Here is a 22,217-nt window from a genome sequence, read left to right on the forward strand (position 1 = left end):
ATGGTTGAAACCTTGCTTGAAGTGCGCAACCTGAGCAAAACCTTTCGCTACCGCACTGGCTGGTTCCGCCGCCAGACCGTTGAAGCGGTGAAGCCGCTCAGCTTTACCCTGCGCGAACGGCAGACGCTGGCGATTATTGGCGAGAACGGCTCAGGAAAATCGACGCTGGCGAAAATGCTGGCAGGGATGATCGCGCCCACAGCCGGCGAACTGGTGATTGACGATAAGCCGTTGCATTACGGCGATTACACCTTCCGCAGCCAGCATATCCGTATGATTTTTCAGGACCCGACCACCTCGCTTAACCCACGCCAGCGGCTGTCGCAGATCCTCGATTTCCCTTTACGTCTCAACACCGATCTGGAGCCGGAAGCGCGGCGTAAACGCATCCTGGAAACCCTGCGCATGGTCGGCCTGCTGCCGGATCACGTCAGCTACTATCCGCACATGCTGGCACCGGGGCAGAAACAGCGCCTTGGGCTGGCGCGCGCGCTGATCCTGCGCCCGAAAGTGATTATTGCCGATGAAGCGCTGGCCTCGCTCGATATGTCGATGCGTTCGCAGTTAATCAACCTGATGCTGGAATTACAGGAGAAACAGGGTATCTCTTATATTTATGTCACCCAGCATATCGGCATGATGAAACATATCAGCGATCAGGTGCTGGTGATGCATCAGGGTGAAGTGGTGGAGCGCGGCAGCACCGCCGATGTGCTCGCCTCGCCGCTGCACGATCTCACAAAACGCTTAATTGCCGGTCATTTTGGCGAAGCCTTAACCGCCGACGCCTGGCGAAAAGACCGCTGAGATAAACCTTTCAGTGGTCGGATTAACGGAGACGGCGACTCATGATAGAATCGCCGCGTTTTAACGACGCTCGCCCCAACAGAGCCGCGAGCGCCACAACAATGAATATAAGGATTAAAGCTATGGGTTTTCTTTCCGGTAAGCGCATTCTGGTGACTGGCGTAGCCAGCAAACTCTCCATCGCATACGGCATCGCGCAGGCTATGCATCGCGAAGGCGCGGAGCTGGCGTTCACCTACCAGAACGACAAGCTGAAAGGCCGTGTTGAAGAGTTTGCCGCCCAGCTGGGTTCCAGCATCGTGCTGGAGTGTGATGTGGCGCAAGATGAGAGCATCGACGCCCTGTTTACTGACCTGGCGAAAGTCTGGCCAAAATTTGACGGCTTCGTGCACTCCATCGGTTTCGCACCGGGCGATCAGCTGGACGGCGACTATGTTAACGCCGTAACCCGTGAAGGCTTCAAAATTGCCCACGACATCAGCTCCTACAGCTTTGTAGCGATGGCTAAAGCCTGCCGCGAAATGCTGAACCCGGGCTCCGCGCTGCTGACTCTCTCCTACCTGGGCGCAGAGCGCGCTATCCCGAACTACAACGTGATGGGCCTGGCGAAAGCTTCTCTGGAAGCGAACGTGCGCTATATGGCGAACGCGATGGGTCCGGAAGGCGTGCGTGTCAACGGCATTTCCGCCGGTCCGATCCGCACCCTGGCGGCTTCCGGTATTAAAGACTTCCGTAAAATGCTGGCACACTGCGAAGCGGTTACCCCGATCCGTCGCACCGTGACCATCGAAGACGTCGGCAACTCCGCGGCGTTCCTCTGCTCTGACCTCTCTGCCGGTATCTCCGGTGAAGTGGTTCACGTCGACGGCGGTTTCAACATCGCTGCGATGAACGAGCTGGAAATCAAATAATTCCCCAATGCCCCTTCTGCCGAAGGGGCGTTTTTTTATGCCTTTCTGATATTTGTTATCACCTAACAATCTTTTATCCCGCCTCCCCCTTACGCCAGGATTAAGCAGCACCACCGATCCGGCAAGCCAAGACCTGACGTCGTCCCCGGATCGCCACTTTGAGACCAAGGAACGACCATGGAACAACGCCGGATTGCAGGCAAAAGCCACTGGTATCATGAGACCCAGTCAAGCGCCAGCCGGGTACACGCGCTACCGTTGGTTCCCGAAGCCGCTACCGTTAATGACCCCTTTCTGCTCGACCTGACTGTGCCGGATGATTTGCATGGCGATGTCGAGGCCATTGCCGCGCCCGCACGCAAACTCTACGCCCTGCTCTTTGCGCAGCGGGTACAGACCACGCGGCTGCGCACCTTCAGCGCCTATGATCGGCTCAGCACCGCGCTCACCGTGGCGCAGGTGTTTGGCGTCCAGCGTTTGTGCAACCACTACGCCGCACGGCTTGCTCCTCTGGCGGCCCCCGACTCATCGCGCGAGAGCAACTGCCGGCTGGCGCAAATTACGCAATATGCGCGTCAGCTTGCCGCTTCGCCGTCGGTGATTGATGCCCGTGCCCGCCAGCAGCTCGAAGAGGTGGGCCTGACGCTGTTCGATATTGTGCTCTTCAACCAGATTGTCGGGTTTATCGCCTTCCAGGCGCGGGTGCTCACCATTTTGCAGGCGCTGCTGGGACAACCGGTGCGCTATATTCCCGGCATGGAGACGCAGCCGCCCGCCGACGCCAGCCTGTTTGCCGATGAAAACGCGGGCTGGCAACCGGCGATTGAGGGGGTTGATCCCCGTGTTTCAAACGCCGCGCAGATGGGCTCCCTTGCCCACTGGCAGCCGCTGCCCGAGCTGCGCCAGCTTGCGCCGCTACTGGCGCACGAGCATCTGCTGCTTAACGAGCTGGGCGAGATTTGCCAGCAGGTGAACGCCATTACGCCGAATAAAACTCTGGGTTGGCTGGTCGGTGCCTGTACGGCGCGCATCAACGGCAGCACCGGCTGTTTTGCTGAACGCCTGCAGCGAGGCGTTCATGCTGCCGGGCTGCGGGAAGCGCTGCGCCAGGGCGAACCTGCCCTCAGCGCGTTTCTGGCGGATAACGATAAAGAGCGCACTCTGGTGCAGGCGGTGCAAATGCTGACCTGCGCGCCGGACAGATTCAGCCCGGCCCAGCTTGCAGCGCTCTCGGACGCGGGTTTTAGCCCCCAGGCTTCATTCAGTCTGCTGCTGCGCTGCGCCCTGTGCGGCTGGATCAACCGGCTGAAGATCGCCCTCGGCAAGCCCGCGTCGTGAGAGCAGAAACGGGGCGGCGTGCAGAGAGATTTTGCTGAAAGAGCGCTTGCTGCAACAGGCGGAATCGCGTAAAACTGTCAGCCGCTCTTTTAGCCACGAAAATAGATGATTATGCTCCAGGATAACCCGCTGCTCGCGCAGCTTAAACAGCAGCTCCACTCTCAGACACCGCGTGCAGAAGGTGTTGTTAAAGGCACCGAGAAAGGCTTCGGATTTCTGGAAGTCGATGCTCAAAAAAGCTATTTCATCCCGCCGCCGCAGATGAAAAAAGTGATGCACGGCGATCGTATCGTTGCCGTTATTCACACGGAAAAAGAGCGCGAAAGCGCGGAGCCGGAAACGCTGGTCGAGCCTTTTCTCACCCGTTTCGTGGGCAAAGTGCACAAAAAAGATGACCGCCTGTCGATTGTGCCGGATCATCCTTTACTCAAAGACTCCATTCCCTGTCGCGCCGCGCGCGGCGTGGAGCATGATTTTAAAGAGGGTGACTGGGCGGTCGCCGAGATGCGCCGTCACCCGCTGAAAGGCGATCGCGGCTTCTACGCGGAACTCACGCAATTTATCACCTTCTCCGACGACCACTTCGTGCCGTGGTGGGTAACGCTTGCCCGTCACAACCTCGAGAAAGAGGCACCGAACGGCGTGGCAACAGAGATGCTTGATGACGGATTGCAGCGTGTCGATCTGACCGCGCTTGATTTCGTCACCATCGACAGCGCCAGCACCGAAGATATGGATGATGCGCTTTACGCCGAAGAGCTGGCCGACGGCAAGCTGCAACTGACCGTAGCGATTGCCGATCCTACTGCGTGGATCGCCGAAGGCAGCAAGCTTGACGATGCGGCGAAAATTCGCGCCTTCACCAACTACCTGCCGGGCTTCAACATTCCGATGCTGCCGCGCGAACTCTCTGACGATCTCTGCTCCCTGCGCGCGAACGAAGTGCGCCCGGCGCTGGTCTGCCGCATGACGCTGGACAGCGACGGCACCATTGAAGAGAACATTGAGTTTTTCGCCGCCGCCATCGAATCAAAAGCCAAACTGGCCTATGACGATGTCTCTGACTGGCTGGAAAACCGCGGCGAGTGGCAGCCAGGTAGCGACGCCATCGCGTCGCAGATACGTTTGCTGAAACGCGCCTGCGATTTGCGCGGCCAGTGGCGTCAGACCCATGCGCTGGTGTTTAAAGACCGCCCGGATTACCGCTTTGTGCTGGGCGAAAAAGGCGAAGTGCTGGATATCGTTTCCGAGCCGCGCCGCATTGCTAACCGCATCGTTGAAGAGTCGATGATTGCCGCCAACATCTGCGCTGCGCGCGTGCTGCGCGACAAGCTGGGCTTTGGTATCTACAACGTCCATTTAGGTTTCGACCCGGCGAACAGCGAGCAGCTGGTGGCGATGCTGAAAACCCACGGCGTTGAAGTGAACGCTGAAGAAGTATTGACGCTGGAAGGCTTCTGCAAACTGCGCCGTGAACTCGACGCGCAGCCTTCCGGGTTCCTCGACAGCCGCATTCGTCGCTTCCAGTCCTTCGCCGAAATCAGCATCAATCCAGGCCCGCACTTCGGCCTGGGGCTGGATGCTTACGCGACCTGGACCTCGCCGATTCGTAAGTATGGCGATATGGTCAACCACCGCCTGCTGAAAGCGATCATCAAAGGTGAAACGCCGGTGCGTCCGCAGGATGAGACTACCGTGCAGATGGCGGAGCGCCGTCGCCTGAACCGCATGGCCGAGCGCGATGTCGGCGACTGGCTCTATGCCCGTTTCCTGCAAAACAAAGCCGGCACCGACACCCGCTTCGCAGCGGAAATCATCGATGTCAGCCGCGGCGGGATGCGCGTTCGCCTGGTGGATAACGGTGCAGTCGCCTTTATCCCTGCCCCGTTCATTCATGCCGTGCGTGATGAGCTGGTGTGTAGCCAGGAGAGCGGCACCGTGCAGATCAAAGGTGAAGTGGTGTTCAAAGTGACGGATGTCATTGATGTCACCATCGCCGAAGTGCGGATGGAAACCCGCAGCGTGATCGCTCGTCCGGTGATGTAACGCTTCTACGCTCCTTCCCGCCCGGGAGGGAGCGCTTATCTACCAATATATCGCGCATTTTTAAGCACTTTCCCTCCCACAAATAGCGAAAACCGACCACACTTCTCATCATGCAGCGGTTTGTTTACCGCCCACATTTGCGTGCGGCAGCCGTCTCTGCTTTTCACACCAGGTAACGCTTTACTCACCACCCCTATAAAAACAATACGTTAACGGAGAACCGCTTTGTCATTAACGGCGGTTGTCGGTCATCAACAGGTGCCCGTCCTGTGGCGGGTAGGTTGGGAGAACGCATGAGAGAGACGCAGGAACAGAGCGTGCTGTTTCGCTATCTGGGTTCACACAGTCCTTACTGGCGGCTTACGGCTGACAGCAACGCCCTGCATTTCGCCCCTGAAGAGCATGCCGATACAACGCAGGTGGTGGCGCTGACGAATGAGCAGGCGGCGCAGATCCGCGCGATGACGGTGATCACCTCCAGCCTGACCATGCCCCTCACCCTGTTTGGCGAAGAGGTGACGGTTCACCTTGTCGGGCGGAAAATTACGCGTAATGCCTGGGCGGGTAGCGCATCGGCCTGGGACGATACCCAGGCTGTCGCCCGCGATCTGGTGCAGGGCCTCTCCTTTGCTGAGCAGGTGGTGTCGGAAGCCAATTCGGTGATCGTGATCCTCGACCGGCTGGGCAATATTCAGCGTTTTAATCGCCTTAGCGAAGAGTACACCGGCCTGAAAGAGCACGAAGTGATTGGGCAAAACGTCTTTAAGCTGTTTATGAGCCGCAGCGAAGCGGCGGCCTCAAAGCGCAATATCACCCAGTTTTTCCGCGATGGCTCCTCGTACGAAGTGGAGCGCTGGGTAAAGACGCGAAAAGGCCAGCGGCTCTTTATCTTCCGCAATAAGTTTGTGCACAGCGGCAGCGGTAAAAACGAGGTTTACCTCATCTGCTCCGGTACCGACATTACCGAGGAGCGCCACGCCCAGGAGCGGCTCCGGGTGCTGGCGAATACCGATACCGTCACCGGTTTGCCCAATCGCAACGCTATCCAGGATCGCATCAGCGATGCCATTGCCGCGCGCGGCGACTCGCAGGTCGGCGTGGTCTATCTCGATCTCGATAACTTCAAAAAAGTGAACGATGCCTATGGGCATATGTTTGGCGACCAGCTGTTGCAGGCCGTTGCGCTGGCTATATTGGGCTGTCTTAAGGAGGGCCAGGTGCTGGCGCGGCTTGGCGGCGATGAGTTTATCGTGCTGGCGACCGACACTTCGCAAGTGGCGCTGGAGGCGATGGCATCGCGCATTTTATGTCGATTGCGTGCGCCGTTCCGCATCGGGCTGATTGAGATCTACTCCGGCTGCTCGATTGGTATTGCCCTTGCCCCCGAACATGGCAACGATCGCGAAAACCTGATTCGTAATGCCGATACCGCGATGTACACCGCCAAAGAGAGTGGCCGCGGCAAGTTTTGTGTGTTTTGCGCCGAGATGAACCTGCGGGTGTTTGAGTATCTCTGGCTTGATACCAATCTGCGCAAGGCGCTGGATAAAGAGCAACTGGTGATTCACTACCAGCCGAAAGTGAACCGGGAGGGCGAAGTGCGCAGCCTCGAAGCGCTGGTGCGCTGGCAGTCGCCCGAGCGCGGGTTGATCCCACCGCTCGATTTTATCTCCTACGCCGAAGAGTCCGGCCTGATTGTGCCACTCGGCCGCTGGGTGATGCTTGATGTGGTCAGGCAAGTGGCAAAATGGCGCGACCAGGGGATTGACCTGCGCGTGGCGGTGAATGTCTCTGCGCGACAGCTGGCCGATCAGACCATCTTTAGCGATCTGAAACGGGCACTCAGCGAGCTTCATTTTGCTGACTGTCCGATTGATGTTGAATTGACCGAAAGCTGCATAATCGAAAACGAAGCGCTGGCGCTCTCGGTGATTCAGCAGTTCAGCGCGTTGGGATCGCAGGTGCATCTGGATGATTTTGGTACCGGTTACTCCTCACTGTCACAACTGGCGCGCTTTCCGCTTAACGCCATCAAACTCGACCAGAGTTTCGTGCGCGATATTCATCAACAACCGATTTCGCAATCGCTGGTGCGCGCCATTGTCGCGGTGGCGGCGGCGCTTAATCTGCAGGTGATTGCTGAAGGGGTGGAGAGTGCGCAGGAGGATGCGTTTTTGACCGACAACGGCGTCCATGAGCGGCAGGGGTTTCTGTTCGCCAGACCGATGCCCGCTGCCGCGTTTGAACGTTGGTTTACACGCTACCAGCCACGCAAGGCGCGTTAACCGGCTTTACTGAGCGCAACCGCCGTATGGCGGTTTTGCAACAGCACCAGGCGCTCCATATAGGCGATATCTTTCGCTTGCAGGCAGAAGGCGGCATCTACCCAATCCTCCGTGATATCCATCAGCTCGCTGCGCGGCAGTTGCAGCACGCGCTGGCGCGCCCTGAGCATGGCACGCACGCCATTGAGGCGGGGTTGCAGCGTATCGATAAAGGTACGCACGGCCATAAAGCCTTGCCCCTCTTCAAACGCGACATCGACCAGCCCTTTTGACGCATACCACTCCGCCGAATGGGACTCTCCTTTGTAGATAAGCTCTTCCGCCAGTTTCATCCCCGCACGGCGCGTCACCAAAGAGTAGGCTCCCATGCCGGGAAAGAGGTTAAAGGCGATCTCCGGGAAACCGAGGCGCGCATCGCGCTGCGCCAGTACAAAATGGTGCGCCAGCGCCGCTTCAAAGCCACCGCCGAGCGCGCTGCCTTCGATCATCGCCAGCGAAATTGCGCCGGTGTCAAAACCGCGTGAAGCGGCATGCACACAGTCAACGCAGGCGCGGGCATAGGCGCGTAACGCTTCACGGCGTCCGTTTTTGATGCACTCGACAAAAAAGTGCAGATCGCCGCCGGTGTTGAACATACCGGGAACCAGCGATCCGGTGACCCAGAAGTCAACGGCAAACCCGCTCTGCCTGACCAGCCAGGAGAGGTTCATGATCTCCTCAATCAGTTGGTGGTTGAAGCAGGGGCGTGGTCTCGCGCGCAGCATCATCCACACGGTGCGCCGCTCCTCTTCGTAAAAACCTGAGAGTTGCGTGAAACGTTGTTCATCGGTAAAGAGTTTGCAGGTCGGTTGATTACTTATCGTCATTGCGTATTCCTCCAGATAGTGCGCGTTGCGCGCCTGCAAAGACTACGTCACGCGCTGAACCGACCACGGGCGGAGGGATAAATATATACTTCATGCAGAGAAGCGCCTGAGATGTGGTTTTTTCCCTTCTCTTTTTAAACGCTTTTCTGCATCATTGAATTTATTCGTTTTTCGATATGAAGGTGAAGGTATGGCAGAGATCGATGTGAAACAGCTGGCCGGCCGGATCGATACCGTGCTTGATATTCTGGTGGCCGGAGATTATCAGTCCGCTATCCGTAATCTGGAAATTCTGAAGACGGAGTTGCGGGATCTCGATAATAGCGACCAGTCCCCCAACTCAGGCACGCAGAAAACGCCCTGGGAAATTTAAGTAATCTCTTTTCGCCATGACGCGGCAGCCGGGAATGCCACCGCAGTCGTGGCGATTTACATTCGCGCGAAAGATAAAAAAGTGTGGCTATGAATTCCCGACAACAACTTATTTTGCAAACGGTCATCGACAAAGGTCAGATGAGCGTTGCCGATCTTGCCCGTATGACCGGCGTTTCTGAAGTGACGATTCGCCAGGATCTGAACACGCTGGAGAAGCAGAGCTATCTACGTCGCACCCACGGGTTTGCTGTGCCGCTCGACAGCGAAGATGTCGAAACGCGGATGCTGACTAACTATGCCGTAAAGCGCGAACTGGCCGATTTTGCCGCCTCGCTGGTTAGCGCCGGTGAAACGGTGTTCATCGAGAACGGCAGCAGCAACGCCCTCCTCGCTCGCAAGCTTGGCGAGCAGCGTGATATCACCATTATCACGGTCAGCAGCTACATCGCGCATCTGCTTAAATCGGCGCAGTGCGAAGTGATTCTGCTCGGCGGCATTTACCAGAAGAAGAGTGAAAGCATGGTGGGGCCGCTGACGCGCCAGTACATTTCGCAGGTGCATTTCAGTAAAGCCTTTATCGGCATTGATGGCTGGCAGCCGGAAACAGGCTTTACCGGGCGCGATATGATGCGCACCGATGTGGTAAACGCGGTGCTGGAAAAAGGCACCGAGGCGATTGTGCTGACCGACAGCTCAAAATTTGGCGTCGTGCATCCTTATACGCTGGGGCCGGTTGAGCGCTTTCAGCGGGTGATTACAGATGACGCCATTACCGCCGAGGCACAGCGCCAGCTTAAAGAGGCAGGTCTGATTATTGATATTGTTCAAAGCCCATCCAACGCCTGATTCCCTCGCCCGCTAAGGCGGGCTATCTCTCTCTTTTCTGAGACGATTCTGAGCATTTTATTAAGAGTTTTTACCTGGTTTGTTGCGTGCCGCTGCGTAAAATTATTATCAGCGATATAACAGGGAGTAATTATCACTCAGGTGATTGCATTGCCCCTGCGCAGCAAGGTTTCACGGAAGATCTTTCAGATTATTTCTAAGACTATACTTAGAGAGCCTCTGATTCCGTGAATCGATTATTCAGGAGAAAGTATGATGATGTTAACAAGTAAAAAAATGGCCGCAGCAGTACTGGCAGTTACCCTGGCAATGTCTCTGAGCGCTTGTGGTCACTGGGATAAACGTTCTCGTAACACCGCGATTGGCGCGGGTGCGGGTGCGCTTGGCGGTGCTGTATTAACAGACGGCAGCACGCTCGGCACGCTGGGCGGCGCAGCAGTCGGCGGTATTATTGGCCATCAGGTCGGTAAATAATTAGTCGGTACTACGGCAAATAAATATCAAGAAATCTACTTTCTTTCAGGTCTGATTTAAAAAATAGGTAAATAAAAGGCCGCGTGAATAACACGGCCTTTCTTTTTTAGCCACCGGCAAGTTTTACTTTCATGCCTTTGGCTTCCAGCAGGGTTTTAAGCAAATCGCGTTTATCACCCTGGATCTCAATAACGCCCTCTTTCACCGCCCCGCCGCAGCCGCATTTTTTCTTTAGCTCGGCCGCCAGTTTGCTTAGCGCCTCGTCATCAAGATCGATGCCGGTGATTAAACAGACGCCTTTGCCTTTACGTCCGCTGGTCTGGCGCTGGATGCGCACAATGCCGTCGCCTTTTGGGCGCTCTACGGGCGCTTTCTCTTCATCAATGCGGCCGGTTTCGGTGGAGTAGACCAGACGGCTGTTGTTATCGCTCATGCTCTCCCCTTGCCTAATGAGGCGTTGATTGCTTTCAGGGTTTGCGCCGGATCGGCAGATTGCGTAACCGGGCGGCCAATCACCATATAATCGACACCGGCCTGCAGCGCCTGCTCGGGCGTCATAATCCGGCGCTGATCGCCTGCGTCGCTGCCCTGCGGGCGGATACCCGGCGTGACCAGTTTAAATGCCTGCCCAAGCTCGCTTTTGAAACGCACCGCTTCCTGCGCCGAGCAGACCACGCCATCAAGCCCGCACTGCTGTGTGAGACGCGCCAGGCGTTCGGCATGCTCCGCAGGCGTGGCGGTAATGCCGATATCCTGCAAATCGCTCGCTTCCATGCTGGTTAACACGGTAACCGCAATCAGCAGCGGCGCATCTGCGCCAAACGGCAGCAGCGCCTCTTTGGCTGCGGTCATCATGCGTGCGCCGCCCGAGGCGTGAACGTTGACCATCCAGACGCCAAGATCCGCCGCCGCTTTTACCGCATGGGCGGCAGTGTTGGGAATATCGTGGAATTTCAGATCGAGGAAGATATCAAAACCGCGCTGCTGCAACTCGCGCACAAACTGCGGCCCGAAGAGCGTGAACATCTCTTTGCCCACTTTCAGGCGGCAATCGCGCGGATCGATGCGGTCTACAAAAGCCAGGGCGTTATCGCGGTTGGCGTAATCGAGGGCGACAACGACCGGAGAGTCGGTAACCGCGCGGGAAGTCGATAAAGTAGTGGACGTCATGATCAGACCTTCTGAAATGAGGGCACCCGCTCAGGCGCAAAATGGGTAAACGGGCAGCATTCTACCTGCGCAGCGAGCGAAATAACAGTTTCCCCTACCTGCAAAGCGCTGACTGCACAGGAGTTGATGAAACCGTTTCAAAAACTCTAATAAGTATGTTGTAACTAAAATGAAGACTTTTAAAAAATCACTGCCCGTCGAGACCGCGAATCGGTTTAACCGTTGACCAGGCGCGGCAGGATGGGCAGTGCCAGTACATGGTATAGGCCGTAAAACCGCACTTATGGCAGCGATAACGCGGCTTGCTGCGTACCTGCTCGCCAACCATTTCGCGCAGCACCATCAGGCTCTCTTTCGCGCGCCCCTCTTCCGCTTCGTTGAGGTGGTAGTCCATCAGTTTATGGAACACACGCATGGTCGGATGGCGTTGCAGCTGGCGCGTCACGTACCCTTGCGCGGCATCCGCCCCTTCGCGACGCTCAACAATCTCCGCCAGCATCAGCTCGGCAGCAGCACCGGTATTCTCCTCGACGCAACGCTGCAGGAAATCCGCCCACTCATCGGTTTTACCCAATTGCAGATAGCAGGTTTGCAGCATCTCCAGCGTTTCGCTGACCAGGTCTTTATCCTGATCGATCACCTTCAGCAGGCTCTCTACCGCTTTTGCGTAATCGCCGCTGGCCATAAACACGCGCCCCATCATGATGGAGACGCGCGCGCTGTCGCGATCGGCCGCTGCGCCCTTCTTCAGCAGCGCCATGGCGCGATCCATATCCTCATTGCCCATCTGCTGTAGCGCGAGCTCGCAGTAGAAGTGGGCGATTTCACCGCGCTGCTTATCTTTACCGAGCTTCACCAGCCGCTCGGCGACGTCGATCGCTTTCTGCCATTCGCTGGTCGCCTGGTAGATTTGCAGCAGCTGTTGCAGCGCGCTGACGCGAAAATCGGTCTCATCCACCAGTTGGTTAAACATATCTTCGGCGCGATCGTACATCCCGGCCGCCATATAATCGCGCCCAAGCTGCTGCACCGCTAACAGGCGCTGATCGTAAGAGAGGGAGGCGCTCTCCATCAGGGTTTGATGGATGCGGATAGCGCGGTCAACTTCGCCGCGCGAACGGAACAGATTCCCGAGAGTAAGGTGCGCCTCAACCGTGCCGGTATCCTCTTTCAACATATCGAGAAAGAGATCGACCGCTTTATCCTGCTGATTGCTCAGTAAAAGGTTAACCCCGGCCACGTATTCACGCGACAAGCGGTTAGCCTCATCCTGTTTAGTTTGTTGAGCATTTCTGCGCCCCATATACCAGCCATAGGCCGCTGCGACAGGCAACAACAGAAACAGCAACTCCAGCATAAAATATTATTCCTTCACCGCCGGCGTGCCGGGCGTAACCGGAACGTCCGCGGCGGGAGCAATCTGCTGCTCGAGGCGTTTGATTTTACGTTCTGCACGTGCGAGAGAGACGCGAACGCGTAACCAGAAGAGACCGCAAATCAGCCAGCCGATCGCGAAGCCGGTAGCAAACAGCACGGCCAGCAGCGTAGAGATGCGATATTCACCCTGTGCGAGGAGATAATTAAACGTGACTTGCTGATCGTTTTGCGCACCAAGCGTAATCGACACGACAAAAATCGCTAACACCAGTAGAAAAATGAGTAAATATTTCACATTACATCCCGTTATGTGGTTCGTGCGATGAATTTATGTGCAACTGACTGCCACAAGCCTTATAAACTACCATTTTAGCGCCCGCCGCGAAATGGGGACGCATAATGTTAATTTCTGATTTGCGGCCAAAATGATGGAAATCAAGTCTCGCTGTCACGCTCGACGATCTCCGGCACCTCTTCCGCTGGCGGCGTGAGCGGCCCGCAGATGCGCTGCGCCAGCCATGTCGCCAGCGTAACCAGAATCCAGGAGATAAGCGTCGCGACGGCTAAATCCCGCGGCCAGTGCATGCCAAGTAATAAACGGCTGCCCATCACACTCGTCGCCCAGGCGAGCAAAATCACGATAGTCCAGGTCCTTCTGCGCGGCCACAGTAGCCCGACGCCAAGCAACGCCCAGCTGGCGGCAAACATCGTGTGCCCGGACGGAAAAGCAAAGCCGGTCTCTTTTTGCCAGTGGTGGCGTAAAAAAGCAGGAATATCATGCTGGCTGGCGAGCTGCTCTTTTACCAGCGCGCCGCGCTCTTTGCGCTTCAGGCTATAGAACTGATCGGTTGGGATAGCGTGCTCTTTTTCCAGCCATAAGACGAAGGGACGCGGCTCCTGCACCTGCCCTTTGACAAAGGATTTCACCACCTGCCCGGCCACAATCGCGCAACCGAGGATGACAAAGAGCATCAATGCGGCTTTGAGGCGAAAACGTAAGCACCACAGGAACCAGGCGCAGAGCACCACGTGCGTAATAATGCCCCAGGGTTGCGTTACCGTTTCGGTCATCCAGAAGAGTACGCGCAGCCACCAGTGGTTTTGCCCGGGCTCCCAGTGCCAGCCGGAGATCCAGACCGCCAGCGGCATAATTAATAAAATCGCCGCACCGGCGGTTGTTCGCTTAGCAATGGACAGCATCTCATCTCCTTGTGCGTAAGTGACACAATCATAACCGAAAAATGACAGTTTCGCTGAAACGGCGCATTTGTGCGTTTATGCGGTATTCACCGCGCAGATGTAGGCGTCGTCAGGCAGCTTGTGGCAAAATGGCGCGATTCAGAAAACTTACAGGTTAACGGTGCGCGCTGCGCCCAAATAATCCGGAGATTCACATGCAACTTAAACGTGTGGCAGAAGCCAAACTGCCAACCCCATGGGGCGACTTCCTGATGGTGGGTTTTGAAGAACTGGCGACCGGACAGGATCATGTGGCCCTGGTCTATGGTGATATTTCCGGGCAGTTGCCCGTTCTCGCACGTGTACACTCCGAGTGTTTAACCGGCGATGCGTTATTCAGCCTGCGCTGCGACTGCGGCTTCCAGCTTGAAGCGGCGCTCAATCACATTGCCGAAGAGGGCCGCGGTGTCCTGCTCTATCATCGCCAGGAGGGCCGTAACATTGGCTTGCTGAATAAGATCCGCGCCTATGCGCTGCAGGATCAGGGCTATGACACCGTCGAAGCCAACCATCAGCTTGGTTTTGCCGCCGACGAGCGTGACTTCACCCTCTGCGCCGATATGTTCAAACTGCTGGCGGTAGATGAAGTGCGTCTGCTGACCAATAACCCGAAGAAAGTCGAGATTCTGACCGAAGCCGGAATCAATATCGTTGAACGCGTGCCGCTGATTGTCGGGCGCAATCCGAAGAACGAGCACTATCTCGATACGAAAGCGGAAAAGATGGGACATCTGCTGAAGTAATAAAAAAGGCCTGCACAAGCAGGCCTTTTTGTTTAGTTGAGCATATTGCGGATCACATAGTGCAGAATGCCGTCGTTACGGTAGTACGTCAGCTCTGTCGAGGTATCAATACGGCAGCGGCACGGAATCACCTCTTGCGTGCCGTCGGCGCGCGTTAAGGTCACCGGCAGCTCACCACCCGGTTTGATATTTTGCAGATCGGCAACATCCAGTCGCTCCTCCCCGGTCAGGCCCAGCGTCTTACGCGTGACGCCCTGCGGGAACTCCAGCGGCAGGATGCCCATGCCAATCAGGTTCGAGCGGTGAATACGTTCGAAGGATTCGGCAATTACCACACGAATGCCAAGCAGACGCGGGCCTTTCGCTGCCCAGTCGCGACTCGAGCCGGAGCCATACTCTTTCCCGGCGATCACCGCCAGCGGCGTGCCCTCTTGCTGATAACGCATCGCCGCGTCATAGATAGAGATCACTTCACTGCCCGGCAGATGGCGCGTCATGCCACCCTCGACGCCCGGAACCATCTCATTGCGAATACGGATATTGGCAAAGGTACCACGCATCATCACTTCATGGTTGCCGCGACGCGAACCGTAGGAGTTGAAATCGCCCCGCTCTACGCCATGGCTTTGCAGATAGCGCCCCGCCGGGCTGTCCGCTTTGATACTGCCCGCCGGTGAGATATGGTCAGTAGTCACCGAATCACCCAGCATCGCAAGGATGCGCGCACCGTGGATATCCTCAACCGGTTTCGGCTCCGCCAGCATCTCGTCAAAGAAGGGCGACAGACGGATATAGGTGGAGTCATCCTGCCAGCTGTAGGTATCGGAGCGCTCAACCTCGATCGATTTCCACTCGTCGGTGCCTTCAAACACCTCCGCATACTCTTTGCGGAACATATCCGTTGATACCTGCTCAACCGCGCGCGCAATCTCGGCGCTCGATGGCCAGATATCTTTCAGGTAGACCGGGTCGCCTTTACGATCGACCCCGAGCGGATCGGTGGCAAGGTTGATATTCATATTCCCGGCCAGCGCATAGGCGACAACCAGCGGCGGCGAGGCCAGCCAGTTGGTTTTCACCAGCGGGTGAATACGCCCTTCGAAGTTACGGTTACCGGACAGCACCGCGCCCACGGTCAGATCGCCTTCGCGAATCGCCTGCTCGATAGGTTCCGGCAGCGGGCCGGAGTTACCGATACAGGTTGTGCAGCCGTAACCGACAAGGTTAAAGCCCAGCTCATCGAGATATGGCGTTAAACGCGCCTGCGCCAGGTAGTCGGAGACCACTTTCGATCCCGGTGCCAGCGACGCTTTCACCCACGGCTGGCGTTTCAGCCCGAGAGTCACGGCTTTTTTCGCCAGCAGGCCGGCCGCCATCAATACGCTCGGGTTAGAGGTGTTGGTACAGGAGGTAATTGCGGCGATCACCACCGCCCCGTCCGGCAGCTCATACTGATGGCCTTTGTGAACATAGCCCACCGGTTTGCGATCTTTCTGCGCGGTGTTAAGTTCCAGCTCGTTGCTGGCGGCAAAGGCTTTTGGTACCTCATTAAGGGTAACGCGATCCTGCGGGCGTTTCGGCCCGGCGATGCTCGCCTCGACCTCGCCCATATTGAGCGCCAGCGTGCTGGTGAAGACCGGTTCATCGCCCGGATTACGCCACATCCCCTGCGCTTTCGCGTAGGCTTCTACCAGCGCGACCTGCTCTTCGCTACGGCCGCTCAACTGCATATAGCCGAGCGTAACGCTGTCAATCGGGAAGAAGCCGCAGGTGGCGCCATATTCTGGTGCCATATTCGCGATGGTTGCACGGTCGGCCAACGGCAGCGAGTCCAGCCCGTCGCCGTAAAATTCGACAAACTTGCCGACCACGCCATGTTTACGCAGCATCTGCGTTACGGTCAGGACGAGATCCGTCGCGGTGATGCCTTCGCCCAGTTTGCCGGTCAGTTTGAAACCGACCACATCGGGGATCAGCATTGATACGGGTTGACCGAGCATAGCGGCTTCAGCCTCAATCCCGCCGACGCCCCAGCCCAGCACGCCGAGGCCATTGATCATGGTGGTGTGCGAGTCGGTGCCGACCAGCGTATCCGGATAGGCGATCCACTCTTTATCCTGCAACTCACTCCATACCGCTTTGCCCAGATACTCGAGGTTGACCTGGTGGCAAATGCCGGTGCCCGGCGGCACGACGCTGAAGCGGCTAAAGGCCTGCTGGCCCCAGCGTAAAAAGGCGTAACGCTCGTGGTTGCGCTCCATCTCCAGACGCACGTTCTCTTCAAACGCGTCGTCATCACCGAAGTGGTCCACGGTGACGGAGTGGTCAATCACCAGATCGACCGGTGAGAGCGGGTTCACTTTGGCGGTATCGCCGCCGAGGCGTTTAACCGCTTCGCGCATGGCGGCGAGGTCAACAACGGCCGGTACGCCCGTAAAATCCTGCATCAATACCCTGGCCGGACGATAGGCGATCTCCCGGTCGGCATGGGCATTTTTCAGCCAGCCGGCCAGTGCCTGGATATCCTCTTCGGTGACGGATTCACCATCCTGCCAGCGCAGCAGGTTCTCAAGTAACACTTTCAGGGACTTGGGTAAGCGCGAAATATCCCCAAGTTGTTTCGCAGCCAGCGGCAAGCTGTAGTAGTGGTACGTTTTGTTCTCTGCCTGCAACGTGTCCTTACTGGCTTCGCGTAGGGTCGACGACATGTGCTCCTCCTTTATTACAGGGATAGCTTTACCCTGATGCTTATCAGGGTCTGTATTAAAGATAACACAAACATATCGTAACGTTTTGATAACACCCTAAATTGCTACAAAAGGGAAAATCTTACGGGCGGGGATAAGGCGGAGATAATAAAAAACCCCGCCGATGCGAGGTTTTTCAATTCGTTACTGCAGGGCCAGCCAGACCAGTTCACCCCAGATGAGGGCGGAAACCGAGAACGCTGTGAGCCATGACCAATATTTCATACCAAGGTTATTAATCATAAAAATTTACCCCTTGAATCTATTCATCGAAACTGAGTTTTTACTCAATTCATTTATGCTGCGTATTAATTAAAGAGTACAAAAGAGCACGTCAATGAATAGCGGGATAATTCCCCACATTGATCTTGCTGGTATATTTATTGTTTTTTAATGTCGTCTTCAGCAAAGGCGTCAATAAACGCTTTCTGCTGTGGCGTCAGCTTCCAGGAGGCCGGGAGAGCGGTCACAGTTTTGCTTTTTGCTTTTGGTGGCGTGTCATGAAGCTGACACACTCGCTTAACGGGTTCGTATCGACCTGCTATCGCCATTTTACCCCCAAAATTTCCAGACCAGTAACGCAACCACTGCCCAGAACAAGGCAGAGCCAAGAAATACCGCCAGCCAGGCTTTACGCTTCAGCTCAGGGTCCCTTTGCGGCTCTTCACTTCCTGTTGGCATTGCTAACCTCGTACAATCGACATCGCTTATCATTCTGTGCACCAACAATCGGTATTAGTAATCATGGGATGAGACAAATCCTAAAAGAACTTTAGCGGAAAATCCAGTGAATTTACTCACCATTTCCAAAGAAATATTTAATCTTTTGACAACAAATAAATAATTGAAGTAATGGATTTGCAGAGTTGCTATTTAGTTTCTATGTTTGTCGCAAAATAGAGACGGTGCGGATTTGAAATGTGACGTCAATCACTCTGCGAAAGGATTTTATCAGAGTTGATGATAATTCTAATTTAGGTTTAGACGGCATTATGGGTATCTTTTCGGGCGATAAGATACCCGTCGGTATTATTTTTGCGGCAGCTTAATATCTTTAAACATCGCTTCGATATCGTCGTTAGAACGCAACGCCACGGCGGCATCGACCACATCGCGCGTTAAATGCGGCGCAAAGCGCTGAATAAAATCATACATATAGCTGCGCAGGAAGGTGCTGCGACGGAAGCCTATCTTGGTCGTGCTGTGGCTGAAAACACCATCAGCATCAAGTTTCACCAGATCCGGGTCTGATACGGGATCGACCGCCATGCTGGCAATCACCCCTACGCCTAAACCGAGGCGGACATAGGTTTTAATCACATCGGCATCTGTCGCGGTAAAGACAATACGCGGCGTTAACCCGGCGCGATTGAAGGCGGTATCCAGCTCCGAGCGGCCGGTGAAACCAAATGTATAGGTCACCAGCGGATACTGCGCCAGCTCCTCAATCGACACGGACTGCTTCGCCGCCAGCGGATGATCCGGCGTGACCACAATCGAGCGGTTCCAGTGGTAGCACGGCAGCATCACCAGGTCGTCATAGAGATGCAGCGCTTCGGTGGCAATGGCAAAGTCAGCATTGCCTTTAGAGACCGCTTCAGCGATTTGTGTCGGCGATCCCTGATGCATATGCAACGAGACGCGCGGATAACGCTCAATAAAGCCTTTAATCACGTTAGGCAGCGCATAGCGCGCCTGAGTATGCGTTGTCGCGACGTAGAGCGAGCCTTTATCCGGCCAGGTGTGTTCTCCTGCGACCGATTTAATGGCCTCCACTTTGGACAACACTTCCCGTGCGATGCGGATAATCTCCTGCCCGGCTGGCGTCACCTGCGTAAGATGCTTTCCGCTACGGGCGAAGATTTGAATACCGAGTTCATCCTCAAGCATCCGCACCTGTTTGCTGATGCCTGGCTGGGAGGTATAAAGGCCTTCGGCCGTAGAGGAGACGTTGAGGTTGTGGTTGACCACCTCAACAATATAGCGAAGCTGCTGTAGTTTCATGACAGACCATCCGAATGAGGCAAGCGGCGAGCGCTTAAGACGATTTGATAATAAAAAAGAGAAAAACTATAACCACTATATCATTTATAGCTTCTGTGTATAGCGAGGAACTAAGAATAATAACAGATAATAAAAAAGGGCCGGATTATCCGGCCCTTCTCGCTAGGTGCTTGATAGCGATTACTTTTTCGCTTCAGTCCATTTGTTGTCGATATAGAAAGCGGACCAGCCGGTCGCTTTCCCCTCTTTCTCAGAGGCGACGTACTGCTGCTTGGTTTTACGGCTAAAACGCACGATGGTTTTATTACCGTTCGGATCTTCCTGCGGCGCATCAGCCAGATAGCGCAGCTTCTCCGGCAGGCGATCGCGGAAGCGATAGAGCTCTTCCACCAGCGGCGCACGGGTTTCGCGCGATTTCGGGAAGGTGTTGGCCGCGAGGAAGACACCCGCTGCACCGTCACGCAGCACGAAATAGGCGTCTGATTTCTCGCACGGTAGCTCAGGCAGCGGCACCGGATCTTCTTTCGGCGGCGCGACTTCACCATTGCGCAGGATCTTACGCGTATTTTTACAATCGTCGTTGGTACAGGCCATATATTTGCCGAAACGCCCCATCTTCAGGTGCATTTCAGAACCACACTTTTCACACTCAACGATCGGACCGTCATAGCCCTTGATGCGGAACTCGCCCTCTTCAATCTCGTAGCCGTCGCAGGTCGGGTTATTACCGCAGACATGCAGCTTGCGTTTCGGATCGATCAGGTAGCTGTCCATCGCCGTGCCGCACTTCTGGCAGCGGCGTTTGGCACGCAGCGCATTGGTTTCGGCGTCATCGCCTTCCAGCACGTTGAGCACTTCATTTTCCGGGATCAGGTTGATGGTGGTTTTGCAGCGCTCTTTCGGCGGCAGCGCATAACCGGAACAGCCCAGGAAAACGCCGGTGCTGGCGGTACGAATACCCATCTTGCGGCCACAGGTCGGGCAGTCGATGCTGGTCAGCACCATCTGGTTCGGGCGCATGCCGCCCTCTTCCGGATCCTGCTCAGCCTGCTCCAGCTGACGCGAGAAATCACCAAAGAAGCTGTCCAGCACGTTGCGCCATTCAGCTTCGTGATTAGCGACGCGGTCGAGGCTATCTTCCATCTGCGCGGTAAAGTCGTAGTTCATCAACTCGCGGAAGTTCTCTTCCAGACGATCGGTAACGATTTCACCCATTTTTTCCGCGTAGAAGCGGCGGTTTTCCACGCGCACATAGCCACGATCCTGAATGGTCGAGATGATCGACGCATAGGTAGACGGACGGCCGATACCGCGTTTTTCCAGCTCTTTCACCAGCGATGCTTCGCTGAAGCGCGCAGGCGGTTTAGTAAAGTGCTGGGCAGGCGTCAGCTCAACCAGCGTCAGCTCATCACCTTTATTAACCGCCGGCAGGGTGCGATCTTCATCGCCCTTACGCAGCGCAGGCATCACTTTCGTCCAGCCATCGAAACGCAGGATACGTCCGCGCGCTTTCAGGCGGAAATCGCCCGCGCCGACGGTGAGCGTGGTGGAGTCATATTTCGCCGGTGTCATCTGACAGGCAACGAACTGGCGCCAGATCAGCTGATAAAGCTTCTGCGCGTCCGCTTCCATATCTTTTAACGATTCAGCCAGCACACTCACATCGGAAGGACGAATCGCTTCGTGCGCTTCCTGAGAGTTCTCTTTGCTGGCGTACTGGTTGGCGTTTTCTGGCAGATATTTCTTACCAAAATTATCGCCGATATAGCTGCGCACCATGCTGACCGCGTCCTGGCTCAGGTTGGTGGAGTCGGTACGCATATAGGTGATGTAACCCGCTTCATACAAGCGCTGGGCCATCATCATGGTTTTCTTCACGCCGTAGCCAAGACGCGTGCTGGCGGCCTGCTGCAACGTGGAGGTGATAAACGGCGCGCCAGGCTTGCTGCTGGTTGGCTTATCTTCGCGATCGATAACGGTATAGCGCGCTTTTTCCAGCAGGCTGACCGCCGCCATCGTCTGCTCACGGTTGACCGGACGGAAGGCTTTATCCCCTTCGTGGGTCACCTGCAACGGCAGAGTATCACCGCCTGGCGTTGTCGTTGCGGCGTCAATTTCCCAGAACTCTTCCGGCACAAACGCTTTGATCTCGCGCTCGCGCTCTACCACCAGGCGAACGGCGACGGACTGCACACGACCGGCGGACAAACCACGCGCGATCTTCTTCCACAGCAGCGGCGAGACCATATAACCCACAACGCGGTCCATAAAGCGGCGCGCCTGTTGGGCATTAACACGGTCGATATTCAGCTCGCCAGGCGTTTCAAAGGCCTGACGAATCGCATTCTTGGTAATTTCGTTAAATACGACACGGCTATAGCGTGTCTCATCGCCACCGATCACTTCCCGCAGGTGCCATGCGATGGCTTCCCCTTCGCGGTCAAGGTCGGTTGCGAGATAGATGTGGTCAGCTTTTTCAGCGAGGGATTTCAGCTCGGAAACCACCTTCTCTTTACCGGGCAGCACTTCATAATGCGCGTCCCAGTTGTGCCACGGGTCAATGCCCATGCGGTTTACAAGCGCGCCCCGCTCATCCTTTTTAGGCTTTTTAGCCGGCTTGGTGGCGGTGGAGTCGGCGCTCTTTTTAGGTGCTGAGCCACTGGTCGGCAAATCGCGGATATGCCCTACGCTGGATTTCACCACGTAGTCATTACCGAGATATTTATTGATCGTTTTGGCTTTTGCCGGGGACTCAACGATAACGAGAGCTTTACCCATATTCACCTTTACCTATTGTATTCTTCCGGAAATGCGTCGCGTATTGCGTCACATCCACTGATAAACAGTCACTATTGCGGCGGCGTCAAGGGATATCAACCCTTTGGCGTTGCCGGTCACGCGAATAGAGGCATTCAGGTGACTGAGATTTCAGGCTTTTTCATATCAGCGTGGTATAGCAAGACGATAATCCGGTCGAATGTCAAGCAAT

Annotated in this window: 20 protein-coding genes; 9 read left to right on the top strand and 11 right to left on the bottom strand. The window is 55.8% G+C overall.

Features of this window, described 5'->3' with window-relative positions; genetic code table 11:
- The 5 genes from sapF to pdeR all read left to right on the top strand — a co-directional run bounded on the left by sapF (position 1) and on the right by pdeR (position 7,387).
- A complete protein-coding gene (gene sapF / locus ACWPW2_RS10120; RefSeq protein WP_023478701.1) occupies positions 1-807 on the top strand; it encodes a peptide ABC transporter ATP-binding protein SapF in 807 nt (268 codons plus the stop codon).
- 122 nt (positions 808-929) lie between these two features.
- The gene (fabI, locus tag ACWPW2_RS10125; protein WP_023478625.1) at positions 930-1,718 is read left to right on the top strand and encodes an enoyl-ACP reductase FabI; all 789 of its coding nucleotides are present in this window, start codon (positions 930-932) and stop codon (positions 1,716-1,718) included.
- Between the two features lie 177 nt (positions 1,719-1,895).
- Complete coding sequence (locus ACWPW2_RS10130; RefSeq protein ID WP_454122804.1) at positions 1,896-3,056, top strand: CMD domain-containing protein; 1,161 nt, start codon at positions 1,896-1,898, stop codon at positions 3,054-3,056.
- A gap of 111 nt (positions 3,057-3,167) precedes the next feature.
- Complete coding sequence (locus ACWPW2_RS10135; protein ID WP_454123630.1) at positions 3,168-5,102, top strand: exoribonuclease II; 1,935 nt, start codon at positions 3,168-3,170, stop codon at positions 5,100-5,102.
- 293 nt (positions 5,103-5,395) lie between these two features.
- The gene (gene pdeR / locus ACWPW2_RS10140; RefSeq protein WP_454122806.1) at positions 5,396-7,387 is read left to right on the top strand and encodes a cyclic di-GMP phosphodiesterase; all 1,992 of its coding nucleotides are present in this window, start codon (positions 5,396-5,398) and stop codon (positions 7,385-7,387) included.
- On the opposite strand, the gene ACWPW2_RS10145 is transcribed toward pdeR, so the two are convergent.
- Positions 7,384-8,253, bottom strand: a complete 870-nt coding sequence (locus ACWPW2_RS10145; RefSeq protein WP_454122808.1) for a crotonase/enoyl-CoA hydratase family protein — start codon at positions 8,251-8,253, stop codon at positions 7,384-7,386. The genes pdeR and ACWPW2_RS10145 overlap by 4 nt on opposite strands.
- 190 nt (positions 8,254-8,443) lie before the next feature.
- Between ACWPW2_RS10145 and yciZ the strand changes: the two genes are divergently transcribed.
- The 3 genes from yciZ to osmB all read left to right on the top strand — a co-directional run bounded on the left by yciZ (position 8,444) and on the right by osmB (position 9,948).
- Complete coding sequence (yciZ, locus tag ACWPW2_RS10150) at positions 8,444-8,626, top strand: protein YciZ/DeoL (RefSeq protein ID WP_454122810.1); 183 nt, start codon at positions 8,444-8,446, stop codon at positions 8,624-8,626.
- Between the two features lie 89 nt (positions 8,627-8,715).
- Positions 8,716-9,474 carry a DNA-binding transcriptional regulator YciT gene (gene yciT / locus ACWPW2_RS10155; RefSeq protein WP_454122812.1) on the top strand — a complete coding sequence of 253 codons (759 nt, stop codon included), beginning with the start codon at positions 8,716-8,718 and terminating at the stop codon, positions 9,472-9,474.
- Between the two features lie 255 nt (positions 9,475-9,729).
- On the top strand, positions 9,730-9,948 hold the full coding sequence (osmB, locus tag ACWPW2_RS10160; RefSeq protein WP_034812242.1) for an osmotically-inducible lipoprotein OsmB: 219 nt from the start codon (positions 9,730-9,732) through the stop codon (positions 9,946-9,948).
- Positions 9,949-10,054: 106 nt separating this feature from the next.
- Here osmB and yciH read toward each other — a convergent pair whose 3' ends face one another.
- The 5 genes from yciH to pgpB form a co-directional block, all read right to left on the bottom strand.
- Positions 10,055-10,381: a stress response translation initiation inhibitor YciH gene (gene yciH / locus ACWPW2_RS10165; protein WP_279793414.1), complete on the bottom strand. Its 327-nt coding sequence runs from the start codon at positions 10,379-10,381 to the stop codon at positions 10,055-10,057.
- Positions 10,378-11,118, bottom strand: coding sequence for an orotidine-5'-phosphate decarboxylase (gene pyrF / locus ACWPW2_RS10170; protein ID WP_454122814.1), 741 nt, complete (start codon positions 11,116-11,118; stop codon positions 10,378-10,380). The genes yciH and pyrF overlap by 4 nt, the downstream gene beginning before the upstream one ends.
- Before the next feature lie 187 nt (positions 11,119-11,305).
- The gene (lapB, locus tag ACWPW2_RS10175; protein WP_023478853.1) at positions 11,306-12,475 is read right to left on the bottom strand and encodes a lipopolysaccharide assembly protein LapB; all 1,170 of its coding nucleotides are present in this window, start codon (positions 12,473-12,475) and stop codon (positions 11,306-11,308) included.
- A gap of 6 nt (positions 12,476-12,481) precedes the next feature.
- Complete coding sequence (locus tag ACWPW2_RS10180; protein WP_023478720.1) at positions 12,482-12,790, bottom strand: LapA family protein; 309 nt, start codon at positions 12,788-12,790, stop codon at positions 12,482-12,484.
- 140 nt (positions 12,791-12,930) lie between these two features.
- A complete protein-coding gene (pgpB, locus tag ACWPW2_RS10185; protein WP_454122817.1) occupies positions 12,931-13,695 on the bottom strand; it encodes a phosphatidylglycerophosphatase B in 765 nt (254 codons plus the stop codon).
- 194 nt (positions 13,696-13,889) lie between these two features.
- Here pgpB and ribA point away from each other — a divergent pair, with 194 nt between their 5' ends.
- A complete protein-coding gene (gene ribA / locus ACWPW2_RS10190; protein WP_054803444.1) occupies positions 13,890-14,477 on the top strand; it encodes a GTP cyclohydrolase II in 588 nt (195 codons plus the stop codon).
- A 32-nt stretch (positions 14,478-14,509) separates the two neighbouring features.
- Here the strand turns inward: ribA and acnA are convergent, their stop codons facing one another.
- The 5 genes from acnA to topA form a co-directional block, all read right to left on the bottom strand.
- Positions 14,510-17,185, bottom strand: coding sequence for an aconitate hydratase AcnA (acnA, locus tag ACWPW2_RS10195; protein ID WP_454122819.1), 2,676 nt, complete (start codon positions 17,183-17,185; stop codon positions 14,510-14,512).
- Between the two features lie 183 nt (positions 17,186-17,368).
- Entirely contained in the window at positions 17,369-17,467 is a 99-nt protein-coding gene (gene ymiC, locus ACWPW2_RS10200) for a small membrane protein YmiC (protein WP_225975715.1), read from the bottom strand.
- Positions 17,468-17,776: 309 nt separating this feature from the next.
- On the bottom strand, positions 17,777-17,938 hold the full coding sequence (locus ACWPW2_RS10205) for a YmiA family putative membrane protein (RefSeq protein ID WP_076769923.1): 162 nt from the start codon (positions 17,936-17,938) through the stop codon (positions 17,777-17,779).
- Positions 17,939-18,253: 315 nt separating this feature from the next.
- Entirely contained in the window at positions 18,254-19,228 is a 975-nt protein-coding gene (cysB, locus tag ACWPW2_RS10210; protein ID WP_023478728.1) for an HTH-type transcriptional regulator CysB, read from the bottom strand.
- Between the two features lie 180 nt (positions 19,229-19,408).
- Positions 19,409-22,006, bottom strand: coding sequence for a type I DNA topoisomerase (topA, locus tag ACWPW2_RS10215; RefSeq protein WP_023478680.1), 2,598 nt, complete (start codon positions 22,004-22,006; stop codon positions 19,409-19,411).
- Positions 22,007-22,217 lie beyond the last annotated feature (211 nt).

The sequence above is a fragment of the Kosakonia sp. Marseille-Q7440 genome (genome assembly GCF_965119485.1).